The 24340-nt window shown below is 58.1% G+C and carries 13 protein-coding genes; 5 read left to right on the forward strand and 8 right to left on the reverse strand.

Features of this window, described 5'->3' with window-relative positions:
* The first annotated feature begins 642 nt into the window (after nucleotides 1-642).
* A complete protein-coding gene (locus ACZ48V_RS07185) occupies nucleotides 643-4557 on the forward strand; it encodes a DEAD/DEAH box helicase (RefSeq protein ID WP_464542972.1) in 3915 nt (1304 codons plus the stop codon).
* A 53-nt stretch (nucleotides 4558-4610) separates the two neighbouring features.
* Complete coding sequence (locus ACZ48V_RS07190) at nucleotides 4611-5210, forward strand: hypothetical protein (protein ID WP_464542974.1); 600 nt, start codon at nucleotides 4611-4613, stop codon at nucleotides 5208-5210.
* A 417-nt stretch (nucleotides 5211-5627) separates the two neighbouring features.
* Here the strand turns inward: ACZ48V_RS07190 and ACZ48V_RS07195 are convergent, their stop codons facing one another.
* The 8 genes from ACZ48V_RS07195 to ACZ48V_RS07230 all read right to left on the reverse strand — a co-directional run bounded on the left by ACZ48V_RS07195 (nucleotide 5628) and on the right by ACZ48V_RS07230 (nucleotide 21485).
* Nucleotides 5628-6695 (reverse strand): hypothetical protein, encoded by a 1068-nt coding sequence (locus ACZ48V_RS07195; protein ID WP_464542976.1) that lies wholly within the window; start codon nucleotides 6693-6695, stop codon nucleotides 5628-5630.
* Nucleotides 6696-6861: 166 nt separating this feature from the next.
* Nucleotides 6862-8979 carry a BREX system Lon protease-like protein BrxL gene (gene brxL, locus ACZ48V_RS07200; RefSeq protein WP_464542978.1) on the reverse strand — a complete coding sequence of 706 codons (2118 nt, stop codon included), beginning with the start codon at nucleotides 8977-8979 and terminating at the stop codon, nucleotides 6862-6864.
* An 84-nt stretch (nucleotides 8980-9063) separates the two neighbouring features.
* Complete coding sequence (gene pglZ / locus ACZ48V_RS07205) at nucleotides 9064-11661, reverse strand: BREX-1 system phosphatase PglZ type A (RefSeq protein ID WP_464542980.1); 2598 nt, start codon at nucleotides 11659-11661, stop codon at nucleotides 9064-9066.
* Nucleotides 11662-11746: 85 nt separating this feature from the next.
* Nucleotides 11747-12562, reverse strand: a complete 816-nt coding sequence (locus ACZ48V_RS07210; protein ID WP_464542982.1) for a hypothetical protein — start codon at nucleotides 12560-12562, stop codon at nucleotides 11747-11749.
* A gap of 91 nt (nucleotides 12563-12653) precedes the next feature.
* Nucleotides 12654-16505 carry a BREX-1 system adenine-specific DNA-methyltransferase PglX gene (gene pglX / locus ACZ48V_RS07215; RefSeq protein WP_464542984.1) on the reverse strand — a complete coding sequence of 1284 codons (3852 nt, stop codon included), beginning with the start codon at nucleotides 16503-16505 and terminating at the stop codon, nucleotides 12654-12656.
* Nucleotides 16506-16577: 72 nt separating this feature from the next.
* On the reverse strand, nucleotides 16578-20078 hold the full coding sequence (gene brxC, locus ACZ48V_RS07220) for a BREX system P-loop protein BrxC (RefSeq protein ID WP_464542986.1): 3501 nt from the start codon (nucleotides 20076-20078) through the stop codon (nucleotides 16578-16580).
* A gap of 106 nt (nucleotides 20079-20184) precedes the next feature.
* On the reverse strand, nucleotides 20185-20811 hold the full coding sequence (locus tag ACZ48V_RS07225) for a BREX protein BrxB domain-containing protein (RefSeq protein WP_464542988.1): 627 nt from the start codon (nucleotides 20809-20811) through the stop codon (nucleotides 20185-20187).
* A gap of 71 nt (nucleotides 20812-20882) precedes the next feature.
* Nucleotides 20883-21485, reverse strand: coding sequence for a DUF1819 family protein (locus ACZ48V_RS07230; protein ID WP_464542990.1), 603 nt, complete (start codon nucleotides 21483-21485; stop codon nucleotides 20883-20885).
* 761 nt (nucleotides 21486-22246) lie between these two features.
* On the opposite strand from ACZ48V_RS07230, the gene ACZ48V_RS07235 reads away from it, so the two are divergent.
* From ACZ48V_RS07235 to ACZ48V_RS07245, 3 genes are all read left to right on the forward strand, one after another.
* Nucleotides 22247-22891 carry a hypothetical protein gene (locus ACZ48V_RS07235; RefSeq protein WP_464542992.1) on the forward strand — a complete coding sequence of 215 codons (645 nt, stop codon included), beginning with the start codon at nucleotides 22247-22249 and terminating at the stop codon, nucleotides 22889-22891.
* 38 nt (nucleotides 22892-22929) lie between these two features.
* A complete protein-coding gene (locus tag ACZ48V_RS07240) occupies nucleotides 22930-23577 on the forward strand; it encodes a hypothetical protein (protein WP_464542994.1) in 648 nt (215 codons plus the stop codon).
* A gap of 387 nt (nucleotides 23578-23964) precedes the next feature.
* Nucleotides 23965-24303, forward strand: coding sequence for a CFI-box-CTERM domain-containing protein (locus ACZ48V_RS07245; protein ID WP_464543111.1), 339 nt, complete (start codon nucleotides 23965-23967; stop codon nucleotides 24301-24303).
* Nucleotides 24304-24340: the final 37 nt, after the last annotated feature.

The raw sequence follows: 24340 nt of genomic DNA on the forward strand, positions 1-24340 counted from the left end.
TGCGGTGGCGGATTGCAAGCCGTGCAGGGGACAGAAGGCTTTGTGTTCGCTCTGGATCGATCGTCGCGTCTGTGCTGTGGGGACGACTGGAGCTGGCATCTGATTGAAGCCCCGACCTGAGACGAGCATATAGACATCCTTACGAGGGGCGTCTTGGTCTGCCTTTTTTGCTTCGGGCTCCGCTCTCGTACCAGCCCTTAGCTCCGGTTGCGAACCTCCATTGATATCCAATCTTCGCCTCAGCGGTGATTGCTCTCGCCATCAAAACAAACCTTAAAGAGGTTCTGAGCGATGAACTGCTTTTATTCAGGTGATTTGCTCTTGAGCGGCAGACCTCTTACATTTTCAGTACCTGTTTACTATTGCATGTCATGATTTTACAGCATGTTGTGTTTACGTCTCTGTCATCGCGAGGAAGGAGCAGAAGCGACTGACGTGGCGATCTCTGCGTCTCACAAAGGCAATCCACCTCGGATAGGACCACACGAAATGGCATTCCAAGGGTACTCCTTCTCTAAGGTTAGGGCGCTGCATCATTAGCGCTCTCCGCAATGACACCCAAGAAGACACCTTCGTGGATCTACTCAACATGCTGTTTTATCTCGAACCTAAGCATCATACTATTCGCTTTAACCCACTTCTATGTCGCTCATACGCGCCGGGTATTGTCTCTCCGCTATCCAGAATCATCTCAACTCACAGGACGACTCCCTGACAGATGTCCTCCTTGACCGTCTGACCGCTTTTGACCTTTCCGTCTACACTGAGCAGGAATATGAGGAAATTCCTCCGGATGATAAAGAGAGCCCCTCAGCATCTATTCTTGCCGTTGCGAGCAACATCGTGTCGCGCGGGCTCCCCACGCTGGCTCCGGTCAACGTCGAGCGGGCCCTTGCCTCAGAGATAAGATGGACGGAAGAGGCCCCCTCAAACAGCTCGATCTCGTTTCCCTTCACACGTGCGGTCACGGAGGCGGATCATGAGCGCTTGCACTTAGCGCTGGCCCCAATCATGCCGGGCATAACACCTGCAGAGGTCACAGCCGACCGCAGCGACCAGCTTGATAGCGGTGCCGAGGGGGCATTTCTGCGCGACGGACTCCCATCGGCGGCTGGTGCATGGGCTCCGCAAGTCACGCAGCCGCAGCGTGCGATGGATACGATCGTTTCAGAGCGCAGGCAGCACCTCTTTACCAATCAGCGGGTCGATTTTGCTCTTGACCTGCCCGACCTGCCTCGTACAACCCAGGGCCTTATTCTGGAGGTAGATGGCGAGGCCTACCATGGAAAAACCCAGCAGAAGCTCGATGCCAAGCGCGACCGGGCGTGCCAAGATGCCGGGTGGACAACAGGCCGTATCCAAGCAGAAGACACGGCTTCGCTCCCCGAAGAAGTTGCCGCACCGATTCAGGAGGATCTGGACGCCCATCCGTACGCCGAACTGCTGGCTACAAACTACGACACTCCGCTCTTCAACACGGAAGCTGGGCGCAACTGGATGCTCCTGGCCCTTCTTCCCATGCACGTCGCTCGCATCCAGAAGGCTCTCATTCGTCTCGCCCGTACATCGCTCCTGAGCCTTGATCAGGACACCTGGTACATTGTGGTCGTAGAGCGCGACCTCCCGGGCGCTCGCCTGGCCATCGATGACCTCAGGAATCTGTTAGGCGCTCTACTCGATCTGGAAGGCGAAGGCCGCACGGTTCCCGACATTGACTTGCACGTGGCACGTGATCGCTCGTACAGCGCCCTCACGCGGGAGGCTGCGCCCGCAGATGCTACGTTTGACGGCGATCCGCTAGATGATGACGAGACCCAAGACCTGTTTGCCGGTGCAGATCTGGTGCTCGATACCTCGGTGCTCCTGTATCCACACCTGAATACGCTGGACTCGTCTTGCATCGACGCGCCCCTGGCCGTCGTGCGATCAGCTTATGCTCCTACGGAATCCCACCACATCGCAGGCGGAGCGCCTATTTCCTACACGCTCCCCGACCCGCCACCGCCTGAGAAAGAGAAACGGTGGATCGAAAACGATGCAGAAGACGAGCCGAAGGAAAAGGACGTCTTCGTCGATCCGCCCCTGGATGACGCGCGGGCCGAAGGGAAGCCTGCATTTCAAGCGCTGCTCTACCTGCTCCGCACTCTTTTTCGGAAGCGCAGCTATCGCCCCAAACAGGCCGATATTCTCTGCGAGACGCTTCCGGGACGCGACGTGATCGGCTTGCTTCCTACCGGCGCGGGTAAATCGCTCACGTATCAGCTTTCGGCCTTGCTGCAGCCGGGCCTTACCCTGATCGTGTCGCCGCTGAAGTCACTCATGCAAGACCAGAAGACCAACCTCGAAGAGGCAGGGATTGGCAACGTCACGTTTATCAACTCCTCGCTGAACGCGAAAGAACGCGAGCAGGCGCAGTCGGATATGAAGGCCGGACGCTGCCAGTTTGCGTTTGTCGCGCCGGAGCGCCTGCAGATTCAGGAGTTTCGGGACTACCTCGGCACGCTGGAGCGCCCGATTGCGTACTGCGTGGTCGACGAGGCCCACTGCGTATCCGAGTGGGGCCATGACTTCCGCCCGGCGTACCTGCGTCTCGGACCTAACGTCCGGGCCCACTGCGAGCATGGATGGCAGGACCAGCTTCCCATCATTGCGCTCACCGGCACCGCGTCGTTTGACGTTCTGGCCGATGTGCGCCGTGAATTGGAGTTCGGGGAAGAGACAAAAACCATTACGCCAGCCTCCATGGAGCGTAAAGAGCTCCACTTTGACGTGGTCAACGTTCCCGTGGAGGATATCGACGAAACCGCTGACGCATGGGACAAGAAGAACGCGACCTACAGCGCCAAGAAAGAGGCGTTGAAAGATCTGATTGCAAACATGCCCGACCACGATCTCTTTTCGGGCGATACGAACAGTTCGCCGCAGGATTTCTTTGACCTGCATGAGGATAACACCCAGGCCGGGCTGGTATTCACTCCGCATGCCAATGGTAAATTCGGCGTGGATCAAGTCGCAAGCGCGGTGAGGAGCGTTCAGCCGCTACGAGACAAGGTGGGAACGTTTGCCAGCTCAAATCAAAGCCAAAGCGACGAAGACCTCACCCGTGCGCAGCAGCGCTTTACCAACAACAAGGTCCACACGCTGGTTGCCACCAAGGCATTCGGCATGGGTATCAACAAACCCAACATCCGGTACACGGTGCACATGAACATCCCGCAGTCCATTGAATCGTATTACCAGCAGGCTGGGCGTGCGGGTCGTGATGGCGATGCATCGCGCTGCGTGATCCTGTATTCAGGGTTAGAAGTGGAAAAGCCTGAAAATGAGCCTGCGGTAAGCACCGATCTTGAACTGCTTCGCTTCTTTCACAACGGTTCGTTCAAGGGGCCCGAGAAGGAAAAGCAGATTGTTCTGGACGTGCTCACCGGCGCGGTAGGCGAGAACGATACGGACCTTCTGGCCCTGCTTCAGGAGATGAAAGAAGGCGAGACACGTCCTGTAGAGATCGACTTTGAAGGCCAGACGCCAACCGAAGAGATCGTGCAGCACCTCAAAACCAAGGTCGACCGCGGGTTCAACAAATCCATCGTCCGGTTCGCATGCCGGAAGGCGCGCAAGGCCAAAGACATCGTCAAGAAGCTCAAGTGGGCGTACAATAGAAAGCATAACGATTGGCCGCCCTACAACTCGGTTGAAGAGCACGACGACTTCTTGCAGCGCCAGTACCGACGGCGTCGGAACCAAGACGATACGTTTCGGGCAGTCTACCGCCTTTCAACTGTTGGGCTGATTCAAGACTACACCGTTGACTACCGGCGTGGAATCATTGAGGCTACGATCCAAGACGTCGGGGACGAAGGCTTTATCGATGCCGTGCAGACCTACATCGGTCGGTATGTGTCCCCGGAAAAAGCCCGTCGCATTCCCCAAGAGGTCCGCGAAACCGAAGGAAAAACCGCGCTGCACCAGTGCATTAGTTACGTGATCGACTTTGTCTACGATCAAATCGCGTCGCAGCGGCAAGCCGCCATGCGCACGATGGAAGAGGCCGTACAAGCCGGGCTGGACGACCGAGGCGCCTTCAGAACGCGCGTCAATACCTATTTCAACTCGCGCTACCTGCCCGAACTGCAGCGCGCTATCGGCGACCGGACGTTCTCCCTGGACCTGGTGTGGCACTACATCGAAGACACTGAAGGCGTAGACGACAAGATTAACCATCTCCGCGGAGCGTGCGACCGCCTGCTCACCGAGTACACGGACAACGGTGCGCTCTACCTGCTTCGCGCTTTTACGCGCTGCCTGACCGATGGAGGTACCTACGACGCCTTCCGCCGTGACATGGAGGACGGGTGGCGCTGCTTCCGCGAGGTCAAGGGCTTCTCACACGATGACATCCTCTCGGCGCTGGATACCTACAGCGACTGGCTACTGCGCTACGATCGCGAGCTCGAAGGGCTCGTGTCTGAAGAAATTGCCCGGGTGCATGCCGACTGGCTTGAGCAGTTCAACGCGGACTTTCTGGGAGACGCCCAGCACGAGCCGGTAGCTGGGTAGCGGAATGTTAGCCTCTTCTTTCACTCCTGTTGATTCGAACACATACTTCTTCTATGCCATCCTCAAACGACACCGCATCGACGTCTTTCGCCAGTGTGCCCGACGTAAGCCAGTCGCTCCAGACGCTCCAGCGCGAGTTGAAGCAGCTGGATACGGCGATTCAGCATATCGAATCCAGCAAAGAGGCAGCCCAGGAGGCTGCGGAAGCTGCTCGCGATGTGCAGTCCGCCACGAAGGACCTGGCCGACGCCACGGCTGCTCTTATTGAACAGACTAACGACGTAGACTTCCCTGCGCGGTTCGAATCAATGGAAGCCCGCATCCAGGAGTCCACGTCGACCCTCGACGCCTCGCAGGACGAACTCAAAGAGACCATCAACCGCCACAGCGAGCAGCAACGAGCAATCATTGACCGGATTCAGTCCAACGGCGACCGCATTATTCAGGCCAGCAACCAAGTGGGGAACGTCAAAGACCGTCTGAGCCAAGTAAGCAGCAACCAAAATGCCTTGGAGTCGGCGGTACGCTCCAACCGAGAGGCCCTTCAGCAGCAAGAGCAGGCCCTTAACGATACCAAACAGCACCTGCGGCTTCTGCTGCTGATTGTAGGCGGTCTTGTGCTTCTCAACATCGCGATTACGATGATCTTATAACGGCTACATGTCGCGCACTTATGTAGCCAAGCGAAAATACGTGTACACCTTGTCATCGCGAGGAGGCATCAGCCCGCTTGACGGGGGGACCTATCTTGATGTGTTGTGCCATGCACGATGCGCTGGATCCCGGATCTCCGCTGCGCTCCGTCCGGGATGACTTGAAGTGGGGGAACGCTCCGTCCGAGATGACTTAGTGGGGTGACGCCTTACCTCCCACAACGTGTCATCCTGAGCGCAGGATCTGCCGCCAGGCAGATGCGGAGTCGAAGGATCTCTTACAACGTAAGCAGGGCCTTTTTTCGAGAGGTGCCCCCAATCGTGCTGAAGATGCTTCCTTGCTGCGCTCACAGCGCCGCGTCGCTCGCGCTCCTCGCAATGACATACGCAAAGATATGTTTGTGGGCCTACTTAGTGTCATCCACGGGGCTCTTCTTGGTTAGCGTCAAGTCTCAACTCAAAACCCTCCCACTGCCCTTGTCTCTTCCAGCTACTCTTCAGTGTCTGAATAAACCCTTCATACTCAGTTGTGGACTCTGCCCGGGTTAGTATTAGAGTGTTTCGTATGACCTCACCTGCACGAGGGCGTTCAGGGTGCCAATTTTGCTGCACTCTGTAAGCGTGAGACTGATGTTTCAAAAGGCGACGGTAGGCTTGTAGTAAATCCGGACGCTTGTCCTCAGCACGAATACAAGCGGTGCGTGTGTAATACTGAGCGAGGCCTTCCACGATACGCAACTCAGCTTTCCCAAAGTCAGAGGTATCCCATTGTTCGCCGTCAGTATCAAAGCCATTGTGCGTGTAAGCATGCGCCCGCTCATGGAGCAAGACAACAGCAGTGAGTGAATCCACGGATACTCCCAAGACCTTTGCGATGACGGCAATAGGGAGCCAGTATAATTGGATTCGCGGAATCCGAAAGAAGTACGCGCCGAGAACATCTACAGGAATGCTTGATAGCCGCTGAATAGCCTTGCTCTTGCCAAGGTATTTCAGGAGCTCCCCAACAAAATAAGATGCATCTGAAAATGTTTGTTCAGATACTTTGTCAAGTCTCTTTGTTGAGCGACGTTGATCATAAAAGGCCCGGAGCTTCTCCTTGAGATCCTCCACTCTCCCCTCTATCAGATTGAGGCCTTGCAGCGTCGTTTCAAGCACGGGGCGGTTCAAAACCATTTCCCAATACCTCTTGTCATCATTTTCTTTTACCACCTTGGCAAACGGCGGTGGTAGACCGTCGGATACCTCCACGGGAATGCTTTCCGAGTTTCCATCATAAGTCAATTTGAGTTTAGTCTGTTGCCGAATCCAGTCTTGCGTCTTACGCGACCACTTTTTCTTTGCTATCTGGACATGCTGCTTTAAAGTCTCCGCTTCATCTCCCAAGACCTCAATCAACAAGTTCTCTTCGTCGGCATATTCGTCTCCGACCGAACTGCTCCTTGAAGCGTAGTAGTGAAATTCGTCTCCGAAGGAATCAGACATTGTGTATCGTATTGAACAAATTAAAAAACAGCGGATGGCATGCAGTAGTATTTTACACCACAGTTTACACCACAGTACGCGACAAAACGTGAGTGAGCCCATTGTACCCATTCGTGGTGCATGTTGACTTCTCTCTACACCTCGAACACCTCTCTCCTGCTGTTATCTACGCCCCACCCTGCAACGACACATCCTCATCGCGCAGGTAGGTGACCTCGAAGGGCTTGCAACGACGGGCTTTCTGGTTGACGCGGCCCCGGTCGAAACGGTTGGTCGGTGGCTGAAAAATATCCAGGCCGCGGTCTAAGCTGATCTTCCAGCCCGTGTCGGTCTTGATCGAGCGGGCGTGCATGCTTTCCCACGAGATCTCGTAGGTAAAGCGGACCCCGGTTCCCGCAAGGCTGTCAGACAGCTCGTCTAAGAATTGTTCTTGCTCGTCCTGGTTGTCGGTGTCGGCGCCGGTGATGAGGTGGACGTCTACCTCGTCCCCTTCCGGGCGCGTGCGAAGGAGCATGTCGCAAAACTCCATTACGTTCTTGACCTGGTGGTACGCCCGAACGTACGGGTCGATGATCTCAATGCGCTCAGCCTCTCGAAGATGCGGGGCAAAGAGCGTCTCGTAGGAGATGCCCTTCTGGTTCTCCATCACCTCCACCTGCGTCCCGCTTTCCAGCAGCGGTTCCTCTGTTTCAGGCTCGCCGTCCGACTCGGCAGGAAGATCGGGGGCCGGAACGCTTGTGCCCGTGGCTCTATCCGCGTCGGATTCGTAGGCGGCGACCAGCTGGGGGTACTGGCGAAACTCCAGCGTATTTACGGAGGTAACGGTCCCGCTCGCCCGGTCGCTGAACTGGAAGTCGACCACCTCAAACGTCTCGTCAATGCGAAGCAAGTGCTCTTTCACGCGCTTACGCCCCTCCATCGCAAACTCCAGCAGGCGCTTCATTTCGTCTTTCGGGCACTGCTTGTTTGGATACAGCAGCTTCAGCAAGCCCGAGAGGGTCTTCATCGTGCCGTCGCGGTCGCGCTTGGTGAGGGAAGCATCCAACTCGAAATGCTCACGCACCATTAAGCTGAAGTCTTCTCCTCGCAGCGTGTGCAACGCCTCGGCCAGGTAGTCGACAATCAGGCCGTATCCCTCCGTAAACATCTCGTTGCGCAGCTTGTCGACCTCCCACCCTGGAACGTAGAAGTGCAGGCGGTCGATGAAGGCGGGGTCGTAGTAGCCCTTCGGCAGCGGCTCAAACAGGTTCGAGTGCTTGATCATGTAGGGCACCGAGCGGTCGGTGTTGCCGATAAACGCCATCGAGGCCTCCGCCGACATCGTGTCGCGTCCGCGCGAGAAGCTGCGGTTGGCCATGTAGTTTTTCATGATGTCGACCAGTCCCCGGCTTACGCGCTTGTCTTGGCCCGCAAACTCGTCGAACCCGACCACATCCCAGTACCCGACCAGGCCGATGTCGCCGGTGTTGTTGTTGACGAAGAGCTTCGCTTTCGTCACGTCGCCGCCTGAAATGAGGATGCCGTGCGGCGAGAACTCGGAGTAGATGTGCGACTTGCCAGTGCCTTTGGGCCCGAGCTCGATCAGGTTGTAGTTGCGCTCACAGAAGGGAATGAGCCGCACGAGCTGGTAGAGCTTGTTGCGACGGCTCAGGGTGGCCGGATTCAGCCCGATGCTCTGGATCAGCAGGTCGAGCCACTCGTCGGTGGTGAACTGGCTGCGTGCGGCCTTGTAGTCTGGCAGATCGAAGCTGCCCATCTGGATGGGCTTGAGCCGCTCGATGATCCACGGGGAGCGGCGCGCTTCTTCGGTGTGCAGATACGCCATGTCTACGATGCACCACACGCCGCTGGTGAGCAGCTTCGGGTGCTGCTCGATCACCTCTTCAGAAACTTCCACACCACGAATCCCCAGATTGGAGAACGCAGCCACATAGATGTCGCGATTCTCGTTCAGCTGCACCGACACCCGGTCGATGATCTTGTGCTCTTTCTGCTGGCGGATCGTGGATTTGACCAGCTCAGCTTCGTCGCGGTGCACGTAGTGGTTGCGGACGATCTGCCGGACTTTCTTGACTCCGTTGCGGATCAGGTCTTCGTCGTCGGTGGGGCAGTACTGGCCCAGCAGGTATTCGAGTACGTACGTGGGCACGACTGCGTTGCCCTTCACGAGTTGCGTGAGGTCTTTGCGCACGACTCGCCCGTCCAGTTCGCGGGTTATCTTTTTCTGGAGGGGCGCACTGGTATCAGCCGGAGGGGGGTCGGGGGCATCCATACGTGTATCCATCGGTCAGCAGTCGTCTACGAGAAGGTACGCATTGCAACGGGCGGTCGTCCGTGCGGCCCTGTTCAGGCATCCCGGAACAGGTATTTAAAAGTCAGACTCAATAAGCCGCTGGATTGAGTACTTTTGTTCAACGAGCGGATTCATATCATCGTTTACGTCGTGGATGCGCAGGTGGCAGAAATTGAGGTCGTTGCCTGAAGAGCCCAGCGTGAGCATCACCTTTTCGGTGCGTTCGGTAGCATCGGCGGCCGTCGAGTTAAGCTCCAGCCGCTTTTCATCGGAGATCAGCGTGTCGCCGTCGTAGAGGCCCACGGTTACCGTGCGCGCGGCGTAGGCATCCGACACCGCCTGGCGCTGCAGGATGCGCACCTTCAATCCGCTGGATTTGATGACGCGGTCTTTGGAGAGCAGGCGGACGCCCACCTTTTCGGCTTTGTCTTTGCGCGCTTTGCGGACGACCAGTGCGGGCACGACCATCTCTTGCAGGCTGGCGCCGCCGTGCGCAAAGCGTTTTCCTGCACCCGAACGCCGGTACCGGTTCACCGCTCGTGGCACACCCACCTCTGCATCGCTGTCGATATCGCTGACGGCGCGCAGGGGGAAGCGGTAGCCTCCGTTGCTTTTCAGCCGATCTGCGACGATGGAGCGGTTGCACTCGTAAACGGCGCCCTCAGCATCGGGAAACGGCTCGATCATCGACTCGGGGAGGTCCTCGTCCATGTAGAGGAAGCCGTGGTCAGACACCAGCACGACCCGGTACACATTCCAGTTGTTGAGCGTGCGCACCAACTGCTGCAGTTCGTTGAGCGTCTCCTCCACGGCTCCGACCAAACTCGATTCCGTTTTGCGATCGTCGCCGATGGCGTCGATGCGGTTGTGGTAAATGTACACCAGCCGGTTGGCTTTGAACAGCTCGCGACCTTCAGACTGGCCAAGCGTCTTTATTTTCTCGAATGGCTTTGCGCAGGCCGTAGAAGGGTGCGCCTCTTCGATGATCGCGGAGCGGTTGCGGGTGCCCTCGGTGCTCCGGCCGTTGATGTGGGGGGTGCCGCCTTCGAGCGTGATCGATGTGTGAGGCAACAGATGCGCCATGCCGATCGAGGTCACCGTCGGCAGCGCGGCCCGCATCGGCCTCAGCGCGGTGGTCTTGCGGGTGTCGGTTTTGAGCATGCGGCTGGAGAGCTCGCGTGCGATCTCAAACCGGAACGCATCAGAGACGATCACGGCTGTTTTGTGGTCGTCGCTGGCCAGGTAGTCCGCATAGAACTGACCTTGCGAAGCAATGCCGGAGGACGCGAGCGCACTCGGGGTATCGGCAAGGTCGCGCTGCCAGTTGCGGTTCAGGGGCTGCACGAAGCGGGTATTGTACGCGTGCAGCGCCTCGTTGAATGCGTCATCGAGCGACTCGCGCACGGAGAGATCCAGCGAGTCGGCTCCATTGGCGGCGCGCTTTAGCTTCCGGTGGGCGGCAATGGCCTTGCGGTGGTGCGTGTCGATGGGGCACAGCTCCTCGGCGTAGCGGTCGATGTACGTCTGCAGCGAGGGGAAGACCATCTGCTCGTAGTCGAGGATGCCCTGGTAGAGCGCTCCCATCTGCCAGACGACCTCAGCGGCGTATTGCACAGCATCTTGTGGAGCGGCGGTGGCGGACTCGTTATTTGCGCGCATCGGCGCTACCGCTTCCTTGGACGCGCCCGGCTGGTGGGCCACCGTGCGCAGCGCCTGCTCAATGCGTCGACTGCGCAGCGTCGGAGTCAGGTAGCCGAACGTAGTGTCGGACCCGTACACCTCCGTAAGGTGGGTTTCGTCGATCCGGTGCGCGACCAGGTCGAGCACGTCCTCCGGACGGGCTTTCAGGGCGCGGTGGTCTCTCCATTCGTTGCGCAGGCTCTGCAGTTGGTTCAGCAGCACAGTAGAGGTAACGCGCCGGCTGCGGTACCGGTCGTCGGACTCTATGGTCTCGACCGGACGCATCAGCAGGTTGTATTTCATGGTCTCGGCGGCCTTGCGCACGGTCTCGTACGTAAACGCGGCGGTGTCGAGATCAAACTGTTTGCTGAGTTGCATCCCGAGGAATTCGCTCAGCTTTAGGTCGTTGCAGGTTGTCTGGTAGGAAGCGAACGCCTGCTCGTTGCGCGCGCCAATGAGCAGCGCCGCCAGCAACTGCGTCATCTTCGGAACGGTACTGAAGCAGACATCCGGAAATGCTTCTTTGGCGTGATAGGCGGCCAACCCGCGCTGTAGCCGGTCTTCGGTCAGTTTTTCGGGGGTGAGGATCGCCGCGAGAAACTGCTGGCGGTTCTTGTGCTCAAGCTCGCCCTTGTAGTAGCGCTGTACCAGGTCGCGCTGGTCGGCGGGCAGGTCGTACGTCTCCATGAACTCGGCCACATGGTCGATGCGGAGCTCGCGGTTCGCCACCCACAGGTCGGCCAGGGGCTCGTTGGTCCAGTCGGCAGGACGCGGCTCGAGGTGGTACAGAAAGACCGGGGTGTTGGCCCATTCGTCTTCAAGGCGCCGATGGAGCGTGAACCGGGCCGCTGAAGCCGTCACGGCAACAATGGTATCGTGGTCCCACGCCTCGACCTCGTCGCGGTGCTTTCCCTCGGGGTCGAAGAAGAAGAGGATGCGGAGGCGGTCGTTTGAGGCAAACTGGTTGGCAACGCGATCCTGGAGGGCGGTCATAGTACGGGGGATGGGAGCGTGAGTGGGGCGGTGGCAAGACTTTGCAGACCTGACAGGTCTTCATTACGAAACGGATTTGGAGTGGTTACCCGCCGAACACACCGTCCAACGACCATACCGTCTTCTGGTGCTTCTCGAACGAGCCGCCCAGTGAGAAGCCGGCGTTCTGGACGTCGATTGCGAGGTCGGCGTTTACGCCGTAGTCGTCGGTGTACTGAAGTTTCAGGTTGAAGCGCTCCAACCCAAACTCGGTGCGCGCTTCGGCGATGCTCTTCCACGTCGGCTCGTGCGGGTACCACACCATGTTCTCGGGCAGTCGGGGTTCATCGTGACCGGCCAGCCTTGCTTCGTACAGTAGTTCGGTGGAAGAGCCGGAGTTTGCCCCGGCGCTGCCTGTCCCTTCAGCCTGCGGAATGCCTGCCGCGAGCGTACCCGCAAACTCTTTATTCCAGCCGCGTGTGTGGTGGACGTTGATCGTCTTCGCTCCGAGATGCGTGAGCAAGCGAATCGCTTCTGCAAACTTATGCTCGAACGCCATCCGGTGAAAGTCGGCGGCTGGCAGATAGGTCGTGGGATCTGAGGGGTGAGCTACGTACAGAACGTCTTTCTGCGGGTGCCCGGGAGGCAGATTGAAGGCCACAGCCTCCTGGGTCGGAACCGGAATGATGTCAATGCCCAGTTCCTGCGCTTCTTGGTACTTCTCCAGCGCCTTACCCACTAAGAAGGCGCTCAAGACGCCCAGATTAAAAGGCCCGGCTATTTTCAAGAGTCCACCGAAACCACCTGGGTCTCTTTGTTCCTCTTGTGGTGATGTAGCAATAGCCGTCTCGAATTGCACAAACTGACGTTGCGCATACGGGAGGTCGAATAAGCCGTCTGCGTTCTGGGCGTCTTCACTCATGGGATTGCGGGGGGGAGGGTGCGTTGGTTGGAGACGCTGGTTTAGATCTGACAGGTTTCCGAAACCTGTCAGGTCTCTTGCGTTGCGGGGCCTACAGGTCGGCGAGGGCGTCGCCGAACTTCGGGTAGTTGTTCTGGACGCCATCGTCGAGGTCGATCTCGATGCGTTGTTCGGCGACGTTCTGCAGGATGTCGTCGTAGGCGCGGCAGTCGTCTTCGGCGGCGCGCAGGCGGTCGAGGCGCTTGGCGGCGCTGCCCGAGAGGGTGTCTTCGCCCTGGGCTTCGAGCGCTTCCTTCTCGCGGCGCACGTGCTGCTGGTAGGTGTTCAGGTACGTGCGCACCTGCTGCGCGGTGTACTTGGTCATGCGGTGCATGTAGGCCAGCACCTGAAAGTGCCCCTCGGGACTCTGAAACAGCCAGTAGATGGGCTTTTTGCCGTAGTACGGGACGCTGTACTGCTTCTTGTGGTAGTCGTAGAAGTCGCCCACGAGCCACTCTTCCATCGTCTTCTCGTAGTCGCGCTTCAGCCCGCGGCTGCGCCCGATGGAGAGCGCCCGGTTGATGACGTTCAGGTTCTCGGTGAGGGTGTCTTCGCCCCAGATGAGCCGCACGATCTCGCGCATGCGGTAGACGGCGTCGTCGCTGAAGGGGCTGTCGGTGCCCATGAGCGGCACAATGGCGTTGTCGTCGATCTCGAATGGGGTGGTGCCCTCCAGTTCGGACCCGCAGAGTGGCACCGGCACCTCGTACGGGGCGAGTTCGTCGCTGGACGGGTTGGGGTGGGCGATGTGCAGCCCGTCGTGCCCCAGGCGGTAGCGGCCCAGCATGACGCCGATGCCGTAGCTGAGCAGCTGCCGGATGGGCACTTCCATCTTGAAGAGCGCCTCGCTGGGGGCGTCTTCTAAGAAACGAGCGCGCAGTTCGTCGTCGCTCAGGCGGTCGCGCTCGGCGTCCAGCGTGTCCACCGCATCCCAATCGAGTTCGTCCTCCAGGATGGTGATGTCGTCGAGGGCGACGCGGGGACTCAGTTCGTCTTGCAGCCCGTAGAGGTCGATGAACAGGTCGTTTAGTTCTTCTTCGTTCGTGTGAAGCTGCAGGAAGTCATCGGTAGCCTGCACTTGCCAGGCGGTGTAGGCAGCGCCAAGCGTGGGCGCGTTTTGCTGGATGAGCGGGTGCTGGGTGAAGTCCCAGGAGGTCTCTCGGGAGTCGTAATCTCTCTTCGAAACGAACACGCATTCTCTTGCTAAGGCTTCAACATCATCTTCCTTCTCATGGCGAGACAGATATGGCAAGGACCTTACTTCTCCCGGCTGATAGCTCATCCCAGGTGAGATGAATTCAAAAATGCGCTCAGCAACTACCGAGTTCAAATACGCACCCACGTTGAAAACCCTGTCAGAAAACACGCACGACCCCTTGTTATCAAATAGAGCCCCAGAAGGAGAGTACCTGCAAGATATTCCGCTACTCGATAATGTTGAATACGTAAAGCTTTCCTCATCTATCAAGTTTAAGCTCGTAAGGACCGGATTTGACCCATTTTTTGAATCACGCATCTTTTTCAGAACCGCACCATCGTCTTCCCATAATATTAAGAAATTACGAAGACCAAACCACTTTCTTTTTCCACCTCCTTTTTCATACGGAACCCATCTGTCGCCCCCAAACGGAGAAATGCTGCCAGAAGACACTTCATACCATACTTTTAAAAAGCGTTTATTATCTGTTGTTGTTATACCTTTCCTAATCTTTGCTACTCCGGATAACAATTTATTCTCCTCAAACAAACTCAGTTCTGTTTCACCTATCCAGTACGCAATCGGCGCCCCCGGAATCTTCTCAAAGTCTCGCTGATTGACGCTGGGATAATAGAGTTGCTGGCCGTCGGGATCAGACGTTTCGGGAATGGAGCCATCCTTGTCGTAGGTCGAAAAGTCGTACCGGAAGTCCGGGTCGTCCATCACGCGGCGGAACAGGTCGTGGAGATGATGCGCGTGGAACTCCTGAAAGGTGCGCTCAATGAGTCGGAAGTACGTACCCGTGCGGCCCTGCTGGCTGGCTTTCTGCACCGCCGTGGCCACCGAACCAAAGTCCGCCCCAAATATGCCCCGGCTAAGATGCAGCAGGCTGTCAAAGAAGTAATCGTCGATGTAGTGCGTGCGCAGGTCCTCGTACGAGCTTAAGAACATCCACGAGGGCGGCGTAATGAACGCAAAGCGCCCCCCCGGCACTGTACGGTCTGGCAGCACCTCCATGAACGTCGCAAACAGATCTTTCTTTGCACGTGGGTAGTGCTCCTTCAGATAGTTCTTGAGCGGTTTGTTGATATTGCGGCTGCTGGCATACGGTGGGTTTGCGGCCACCGCCGGGTAGGTGCCGGTCATCAGCAAGAGCGGCTGCAGGTAGCGGTGCAGGGCGGGCACCAGGTCTTGCTTCCCGAAGTCCAGCGCAGCCGCGTCGCGGTCGGCCCAGTACGCCAGGCGGTCGGCAATGGCCGAGCGTGCCTCATCGGAGAGATTGAATTGGAGCGCCGAGCCTACGTTCTGTCCGTGCTCGGTGATCAGGTCGAGCGCCTCTTTGATTTCGGCGCCGTGGGCATCGGCGATGTCATCCCCAAAGTAGGCGCGCAGGTCACGCGGCGAGAAGCTGCGCGGGGTGGGCATGGGGTAGACGTTGGTGTGCAGGTCGGTGCGGTCGAGCACGCGGCGGTTGTACTGCGCAGCTTTCATCAGCAGCGCAAAGCGGGCCAACTGGACCGCCCGGCGGTCCAGGTCGAGGCCCTTCAGGTTGTGCGTAAGGATGCGCTCTACGGCCTGCCGGTCGGTATAGCCGCGCTCGCGGTACATGACCATAAGCAGATCGAAGGCCACCACCAGAATGTGTCCGCTGCCCACCGCGGGATCAAAGAGCACGAGGTCTTCGAGGTCGCGTCCATCCCATGCAGCGAGCGTGTCCATATCGCCTGCGGCACCCGTGGCCCCGTCTGCAAACATTTCGCCCTGGGGTTCGCTGGCGCCGTTGCTTTCGGGCACGGCCTGCGCATCCCCCTGAAAACCTGTTTGCTGTACCCCTGTTTGGCCGGATGCATACGCGGCGGGGTCACCTTCTACGAGGTAGTCCATTTCATTGCGGAGCGAGCTATCGGGCTCGGCCTGTAACCACTGCGTGCCGAGGGTATTCTCGACCAGGTAGCGCACAATCCAGCGCGGGGTGAAGATCTGCGTGGCGGCGGGGATGTCTTCGGGCTCGAACTTGCCGCTTTTGTCGTAGACGGCGTCTTTCTTTTCGGAGATGTAGAACTGGTAGAGCCATCCGATGAGCTCCACCTGGGCGGCGGTGTCTTCGGTGAGGGCCTCGGTGGTGGCAATCTGCTCCATGACGCCCTCGGGCTGCAGCAGGTTGGTGGGCAGCAGCAGGCTGGTGTAGTCGTTAAGGCGTCCGAAGACATTGTTGAGCAGACTGTGGCTTGTGCAGTAGCCCACGAGCAGCGTGCGGAAGGCGGTGTCGTCGTGGCTCTGCAGCAGGGCCTGCTTTACGGTCTGCTGGTCGCTCTCGTCCAGAAACGTCATGAGGCCCTGCCGGGCACGGTGCAGCAGCGCGGGCTCGTGGGCGGCGCGAGCGTGGCCGAGCATGGTCTTCTCGTAGTCGTTCAACTCCAGAATGCGGATGGCCACGAGGCGGTTGAACCAGGTGGCGGCAGCTTCTTCAACGACCGCATCTACGCTGCTGCGCCCGACGGCTGATTTCAGGGCGCGCCACTTGCGGGGGACGGAGGTGTCGCTGTAGACGTCGTCGCGAAAGATGTACCCGCCGTCGATGGATTCGGGTTCGGCGGTGACGCTGCCGTCGGGGGCAATGCCCCAGTAGCGCAGGCGCTGGGCCACACCCTGGCGCAGGGCGACGCGCATCTGTTGAGCGAACGGTTTGAGCGGAGCAGTATCCATACGATGTGTTCTCGGAGATTCGGAGCGAGCGGGGGGTGCCCGTGGGGCGTGGTCCGTGCCTGTTTGTGCCTGTTACCTGAGGATGACGCGCTTGCCCTCGCTTACGCGACGCAGAAGCTTGCGGCGCAGGTCATCGACCAGGTCGTCGACGTCGGATTCGTTTTCGAGCTCGTAGCGGTTGATCTCGTTCCGCACGTCGAAGATTTCGGAGGGCTTCTGCGGGGTATCCTCATGCTCGGAGGCCGCGGCGTCGTTTAGGCTCTGGAGGTATCTGGCGCGGAAGTCGCTGACGGTCGATATTTTCTGCTTCAGGCTGGCCAGATTTTCGGTGCGGCGCAGCGTGTTGAGCTGGTTCGACCGGTCGGGAAGCACGTTGTCCACCTCCATCTCTTGCTGGCGCGCTTCGAGATCGTCGAAGACGTCTTCGTACTGATCCACGGCCTGCTGGCGGAGCGTGTCCACCTTTTCCTGTACGGCCTGCTGGGCGGCCTCGTAGTAGTCGAGCATCGACCGAAACTGCTCGTGGGGTAGCACCTCGCTGCGCACATACGAGGCCAGCTTCTGCAGCCGCGATGTCGTGGTAGGGTCGAGCAGGTCGTCGTTGGCCGCGTGCTTATTTACGAACTGCTTGATAGCCTGGTACGTGTCGCCGTTGCGCTCCCAGAAGTTGATGAGCTCATGCGCCCGCTCGACCTGATCTTTCAACGCGTCGGCCCGCTCGGCAACCTGCTTGAAGAGCCGCTCGGCGTTGGGTGCCTGTCGGGCGGCGTTGAGCGCCTCGGCCAGCTCCTCGAAGTGATGCGCAAACGGGCGGCCCCGGTGCTGCTGCGCCTGGGCCCGGGCGGCGTCGGCCTTGTCCGACAGCACCTGCTCGACCCGGTCTTTAAGGCGGCGCGGGTCGGTCGAGGCCTCAACCAGCGTTTCGTTGAACACCGTGTGGTTGATGGCGGTCACCGCGTTGTCGATGACCTCCGGGTCCACGTCTTCCTGCTTGTGGAGGGTGATGGACGCCTGTTCGCCGGAGCGGAAGCCCTTTTCGACAAACGTTTTGCGATCGGCCTCTTCGCTGTTCCACTTGAAGGCCCACTTTTTCTTGGCTTCGAGGTTCAGCAGAATGTGCAGCACCTCCGTGTCTTGCCACCCGAACGGCGGCTTCTCGTACTTGCGCATCACATCGGCCAGCGTGGGCTGTCCGTGCAGCGCCAGGAACTGGTTGACCTCGATTTCGGCCGGTGTGGGCGTATCATCGGTCTCCATCTGTTGGCGGGCCGCCTGCTGGCGCACGGTGCTGCGGTTGCTGGCGTACTCAGTGGCCAGGGCGCGCTTGCTGTACACGCGGTGCAGGTGCTCGTCAAGCAGCGTCTGATAGAGCGTCTCGGCCGAGCCGCTGCTCTTGTCGGACGCATCCAGCTGCTGGTTGTCTGACACATACGTGGTGGTAGCCAGCGCCTTTCGGAACCAGGCCCGCAGATCCTTCAGGGCGCGGTCGCGCTGGTCTTTGAACGTGTGCATGGCCTCCAGACGCTCGCCGGTGGCACTGTCCTGAAACTCCTGCAGGTACGCACTGATGCGCACCGCTTTGTCGAGGAGCGCCCGCTGCGCCTCCCCAAACTGCTCATGCAGGCACAGCAGCAGGTCGCGCCCTTCACGCTTGAAGCTGAGCTCGCCCGGGTCCTCGTTGGCATAGAGCAGCACCTCGACCGTAGCCGTGCCGGTGCTGCTTTCCTCGTAGTCGTCGATCTTCAGGTGTAGTTGAACGCTCGTGCCTTCGAGCTTCACCCGGCTCGACCACTTGACCTCCTCGGTCATGACCCGGTCAGCAAACGCCTTCAGCCGGTCGTGCAGCGTGATGTTCTGGTTGTCGATCTCTCGCTTCACGCGGATCTCCTCTTCCTGGAGAAACCGGTAGGTGCCCTCCGACTCGCTCACCACGTTCTCTTGAACCAGCGCGTCGAGCACCGCCTGTGTCTTGCGCTTCAGCTCCGACCAGTTGGGGTCGATTGTGTCGATGAGGATGAACGCCAGGTTGTCGACCGTGGCGGGAAAGTCGATGCTCTGGTCACGTGCGATGTTTGAGAGCAGGAAGAGCGCCTTCACCACGCGCTGCGCAAACGCATCCTGCGAGACCGTTTTGAGCCGCATGGCATTTGCAATGATGCCGCGGGCATGGTGGGTCAGCTTGTCGGCCAGGCGTGCGTTGTAGAACTCGTCGAAGGGCACGAAGTAGCCGACGGATTCGTCCTTGCACTGGATGGCGACCTCGTGAGCCAGCCCGATGAGCGAGCGTTCGGTGCCCGCCGTACCCGGCACCAGGAAGTCGGCTTTTGCAAACGCGTCGATCACCTCCACGATCAGTCTAAACTGATACGGTACGAAGGGATACGCAGCCACAAACTCTTCCCGGTCGGCGTAGCCACGGTACTGCGCGCTGCCGCTGGTCTGAAACTGATTGCGCACGGCCGTTTCGTGCTCTGAAAAGAACGTGCGGAGGGCTTCGCTGGCTTCTGGATTCTTTGAGAGCACCCGTTTTTTCGTGATGAGATCAGCCTGCTGGCTTTCCAGCGGCAGGTAGGTCTCGAACCGGCTGATGATCTTGCCATAGCTGTAGTCGGCCTGCTGCTTCTCTTTGGCCGTCTCTACCAGCTCTTTCAGCTCCTGTTGTGCCGTACACACCACCCACATCTTATCGCCGATGCGGTCGCCAATCTCTTCAACGATCGTCTGCAGGTCGACCAATAGGTTCGACTCCCCTTGCATGTACTGGCTGACCTCGTCGACGAGGTAGACCAGCCGGTAGTCGTCGGGCTTCTCGGCCAGGTAGCGCTCCAACTCGTCGACAAACTCCTCGGTGGTTACCGACGCCTCGCGCAGCAGCGACGCGCGCGCCGCCTCGGTGTCGATATTCGCCACAGCATCAGCCGCTGCGACCACATCATGGAGTATTAAGTTGACCGCATCCGTCGCTTTGGCGTCCCAGTCGTCGCCGGTGCGGTCGGCAAACACCTCCTTGAACGCTGCCAGTGCCCCCTGCTCATCGAGATGCTTCTCAAACCGGGCAATCTGCAGGTTTGACTTGTTATAGCCCCGATGCGCATTCAGTCGCTTGTAGAACGTCTTCGTGACGCTCCGCTGCCCGCGGTCATCGTCTGACACGTTCTTGATGTTGAACATCACCGGGTCGACCTTCAGGGCCTGCAGGCCGCGTTTCACTGCACGGGCATCTGCCTCTGCAACCGGCTGGTCGAGCGGGTCGCCGTCGTAATTGCTCAGGCTATTCTCAAAATGAGCGAGGGCCTTGTCGCCCACGTGATCGGAGAGGCAGTAGTAGATGTACTTCAGGAAGTGCGACTTCCCCGATCCGTAGTAGCCGTTGATCCAGACGCCGGTGCGTCCTTCGGTGCCGGAGGTGAGCTTGTCCAGAAAGGTATGCAGGTGCGTGAAGAGCGTATCGGTGAAGAAATACTCCTCGATCTCCTTCTCGACGTAGTCATCGGAGAGTTCGGTGACTGTTGCCACCGGATCGATGCGGCGGTCGATATCGCGTTCGTACAGTTCGGCTAATCGTTCAGGCATGTTGGATGTGGAGGCTGATGGCAGTAAGAAAGAGTGTAGGGGGTACGAAGCGACGTGCCATGGTGGATGCCTTGAGGCGGCATAGCACAGCGCCTGCTCCAGGGCGTTAGGCGCCGAGGGCATCGCCTTCGATGCGTTCATTCAGACAGCTGGCCCGGTAGACCTCATCCGATTCCAGCTTGCCAAACAGGCGAAAGGCCCCGTTGACGTACGTACCGGGATAAAACAGAATGAGTTTGTATCCGCGAAGATGCGGTTCCATCTGATCCAGAAACGTGCTGGTGCGCAAATACGGATGGATGGATCCCCAGCCATGCACGAAGACGTAGGTGCGGGCCTGATCGTCGTCTTCATGCACGAAGTCGGCAAAGCGCTCTGCAAGATAGGCCGTGAACTCGGCCGAGCGCGCGTGACGCTTCAGCTGGCGATTGACCTTATCGGGGTCGTCGGCTTCGGCCTCTACCATGCGGTCGAGGAGCGAACGATTGCCCAGTGTCTGGTTGGACAGGTACGCCTGAAACGCGTCGTACACATTGGCAATGAGCGGATGCTGCCCGACGTTGGCGCGCTGCAGCCGCTCAGCCAGCTGGGGCAGCGCCTCGCGAAAGGCGTACTCCTGATCAGGAGGATAGACGTACACGTAGGCCGGGAAGCTCATCAGCCCCGACCCCGGCTTCTGGAAGTCGGGCTCAGTGAGCAGTTCAAAAACGTCATCCAGCAGCGATACGGCCATAACATCGAGAGGAATCAAACAGTCAGTATTGCGGAAAGCAGGCGCAAGGCCAGATGCATTGGGAGTTGGTTCTACGACGTAGCCGCCTCAAGAATAGCGGTGCGTGTACGTTCGTTAAGCAGGGCCGCCTCCAGAAACCAAATGTCGCCTACGCGCACAAAGCGATGCCAGTAGGCGTTGGGCAGTGCGGGCGCCTGCAGCGTATTCTCGTACAGGAGCCCTGATTCGCTGAGCATCTTGAGCATGACCTGCCGGACTTTCTGCCAGGTCGAGGGGCTCCAAGTGTCGAGCTCGGGATGCTGGTCGGCCCGTCGTTCCAGAAAACGTCGTGCGTCGTGCGGAGTGATCGTACGGTCGAGCGAACGCCACCGAGGTAGCACCACGTCCATGTGAAAGTCGAAGAGGAGTCGATACGTCTTCAGCGCGCCATAGTACAGCGTCATCTTCTGTTCAGCCACCGAGTCGTCGAGAAAATCGCGCCACACCGAGCGCTCCATCTGTTGCAGGCGCCGCACAACCTCTCTCGTCTTTCGCTCGCGGGCCCGCTTCGAGTTCGCAGTCAGCACATCCGGATCTGCCGCCTGCAGGTCGCCATGCTCCTGCACGGCAGCGATGACCTGCACCGACTCCTGGTGCAGAAGCGCCCCGGCTGTAAATGCCGCGCTGTATTCCATGACTGCAGGTATAACTTCGAAGGGAGAGAGTCCGGAACCGTGCATCGGCGATACACAACGGCTGAGGATCAGAGATACAACGTACATGAATGTACACGGTCCGTCAACAGCGTGGACTGGGCTACCTTCGTTTTGCCGGATTCTTATTAGCGCATAGTACGCATCCGGGTAAGGGCGTGCTCAGAATAGACTCAGAATAGAGGCGTGGCCCATCTCCTTAAGGCATGCCAGTCGTTGCTGGAGCAGAGCGCCAATGCACAGGGCTATACGTCCGCCGCCCTGCCCCCGGACAGTGGGCGTCCGGTGGATATTAAGTTATGAAGTTTCGGGGTATATAGCGCCATGACGAACTATGTACGTTACATTTGTGATGGTTGTGTGTCGGTAATATGCACAGCAGCAATGATGAAATGCGCTTGTCTATCCAAAATTGTTCATTTTCTACTTTTGGAAGCAGGTCCGATTTTAGATCGCATTTTCTGGTTGAGCTGTTTTGTTGAACGCATCGAAGCGCTTACAAAAAATACTTACGCATGGAGTTAATAGGTGCAATTGCTATCTTATATTTTATCTACTTGTTTTTCAATGACGAGGGTACTTCTTCCGAGAAGACAAGCAAGACATCCTCTTCCGAAACAAGTAAAGAAAGCACATCCTCGTCATCTGCCTCTTCGTCTGCAGCGCAGCATCAAAGGGACCGTCCCTCAAGCAGTAAGTCGAATCTAAGCAATCGACTGGATTATTCTGGCACAAAACCCTTCATGCGGCTCGACTCCATTCTGCTGGTCGACCTGAGCGAGTCCTCGCTTCAGCGTGTTATTCGCAACGCAAACAATCGTCTTTCGGCGTTCAGATGGGCGCGTCAGAGCGCAATTTACCCACGTGCCGTAGCCATTCAACTTACCGGGGAGACAATCGTCGCCTCCGAACTGGGACGTGCTTTTCTTGAACAGAATATGGGAGGAGGGGACGCCCTTTCTGATTCAAAAGCAAAAAATATGTTGGCGTCCAAGCGACGTGCAGTGTACGAAGATACCGGCGAAGTTTTCCGGCCCTTTTTTGAGAATGAAGACGGGATTGTGGATTTAAACCTGTCTCCGCTCCGATCTGCCGCACAGAGAGCAGCGCGAGGAAATAGCGATTCCCTCCAGCAGGTTGAGTATATGTACACGTACTATCATACGGTACTGGGAGCGTATTACGGGTGGCAGCGGCGCGTACTGGCGGGTGCATCGATTGGTGAAGCGGCTGGGGCCATGACGGACTCTTCTGTCAATGACAGCGACCTACACCCACCCGTCTTGCAGACTGTTACCGCCTATTTCAAGCCTCTTTTGGTGGATCCCAACCCCGGCGGTGTCGGCCGATTCGAACCGCTCTATACGTCGCCATCGCATAACGCGTAACACGACGCGTTGCCTTGTACCACTCTTCTAATTCCTGTATGGCTACTACAATCAGCGACATCGGACTCACGCAAGATCACGTCATGGAGTTTATTCAGCAGCGTCTTGCTGCGAAGCGCCGTTCCCTGAACAAGTGGCGCAATCGGTATTCGGCGACTGCTTATCCCAAGAAGATGGCATCGAATGTCATGGGAAGCTCGATTTGGGCCTCCACCCTTGCCGCAGAGGCGGGCTCATACTTTGATGGCTCTAACGCGAAGCCGGACATCCAGTCTGCGTTGTCGTCTGTGCAAGCGTCCAGTCAGCAGCTCAATCAGCGCAGCGCGCAGCGCGTGGATGATCGCGTACAGGGAAAGACCGACTCGCTGGGCCCGAATGCGGAAGGGCTTCAGTATGACGCCCTGATGCAAGCCGCCTCCGTTGGAGCCAACGGCAACAACCAGGCCGTCGAGAAGATCGAGTACAACTGGGTATTCAACGCCCTGCAAGGCAACCTCCTTGAGCTGTGGCTGAGTGCCGGGCTCGTAGGCATGACCAAGCAGCGCGCCTTCAAGGAGCTGTTTTACTTTGTGGATGCGGACGCGACCTTGCGCAATAAAACCGAGATCCACGGCATTTTTGGACAGCTGTCTGGAGCCGTCTTGTCAGCCCCCGATGCCTACCGCCAGATGCCACCGCTGTGGTGACTGAGTACAATTACCATCTGCGAAAAACACCCGCGAATATGCGATTCGCATTTAAATAATCCTTCACAAAGTAGCTAATCACGCATAATGGACAGATGCCAAGCACCTGGATGTATGGAAAAGGTGTCTCTCGAGAATTACGAGTGTCCCCGATGTGAGGCCCGTTTTTGCTTCGATCATGAAGAGCATCTTCTCTTCTTTGAGCCTGATATTGGTTCCTCAGGACTCTATGCGGTTTCCCCTGACGCTGGCCGATCAGAACGACAGGAGGCAGAGCAAGCCCTTGCCCGTATGGAGGCTAAACTTCTCAAGGAGTGGATGCAGGACGCAGAAGAGCGAGGTCATGCACCTATGGACTGGGGAGAGGTACAGTTTTTCGAAGACAACATGGGACATTCAGGACCCGGATGGTACTTCTGCGAGTCGTGTTACACTCAGGTCTCAGGGGACGAAAAGCCAGACAAGAACAGAAACAGAGCTGTTGACAGGTCAGAAAACGGGTGCTTCGTCGCCACAGTGGTATACGGTGACTACGACCATCCTGATGTCATGCGCCTTCGTGCTTTCCGGGATGTTGTCTTGCAGCCTACGACTATGGGACGTGTATCCGTAGCATTGTACTATCGCTACGGTCCTCATCTGGCTGAATCCATCAAGGGGTATCCTATGCTCAAAAGTGGCGTCCGGTGGACTCTTAAGCAAGTTGTTAACCGCTGGCTTCGGTGATTGAGACGATCATATCATCCTGGACACTGTCATGACT

This window comes from Longimonas haloalkaliphila (genome assembly GCF_055379825.1).

What these genes read in the sequence shown, in the direction of transcription:
- ACZ48V_RS07240 (WP_464542994.1), top strand. Translation starts at nt 22,930, where the DNA reads ATGGCTACTACAATCAGCGACATCGGACTCACGCAAGATCACGTCATG.
- ACZ48V_RS07235 (WP_464542992.1), top strand. Translation starts at nt 22,247, where the DNA reads ATGCGGCTCGACTCCATTCTGCTGGTCGACCTGAGCGAGTCCTCGCTT.
- pglX (WP_464542984.1), bottom strand. Translation starts at nt 16,505, where the DNA reads ATGGATACTGCTCCGCTCAAACCGTTCGCTCAACAGATGCGCGTCGCC.
- brxL (WP_464542978.1), bottom strand. Translation starts at nt 8,979, where the DNA reads ATGGATACACGTATGGATGCCCCCGACCCCCCTCCGGCTGATACCAGT.
- ACZ48V_RS07230 (WP_464542990.1), bottom strand. Translation starts at nt 21,485, where the DNA reads ATGGAATACAGCGCGGCATTTACAGCCGGGGCGCTTCTGCACCAGGAG.
- ACZ48V_RS07195 (WP_464542976.1), bottom strand. Translation starts at nt 6,695, where the DNA reads ATGTCTGATTCCTTCGGAGACGAATTTCACTACTACGCTTCAAGGAGC.
- ACZ48V_RS07225 (WP_464542988.1), bottom strand. Translation starts at nt 20,811, where the DNA reads ATGGCCGTATCGCTGCTGGATGACGTTTTTGAACTGCTCACTGAGCCC.
- ACZ48V_RS07190 (WP_464542974.1), top strand. Translation starts at nt 4,611, where the DNA reads ATGCCATCCTCAAACGACACCGCATCGACGTCTTTCGCCAGTGTGCCC.
- brxC (WP_464542986.1), bottom strand. Translation starts at nt 20,078, where the DNA reads ATGCCTGAACGATTAGCCGAACTGTACGAACGCGATATCGACCGCCGC.
- pglZ (WP_464542980.1), bottom strand. Translation starts at nt 11,661, where the DNA reads ATGACCGCCCTCCAGGATCGCGTTGCCAACCAGTTTGCCTCAAACGAC.
- ACZ48V_RS07245 (WP_464543111.1), top strand. Translation starts at nt 23,965, where the DNA reads ATGGGACATTCAGGACCCGGATGGTACTTCTGCGAGTCGTGTTACACT.
- ACZ48V_RS07185 (WP_464542972.1), top strand. Translation starts at nt 643, where the DNA reads ATGTCGCTCATACGCGCCGGGTATTGTCTCTCCGCTATCCAGAATCAT.
- ACZ48V_RS07210 (WP_464542982.1), bottom strand. Translation starts at nt 12,562, where the DNA reads ATGAGTGAAGACGCCCAGAACGCAGACGGCTTATTCGACCTCCCGTAT.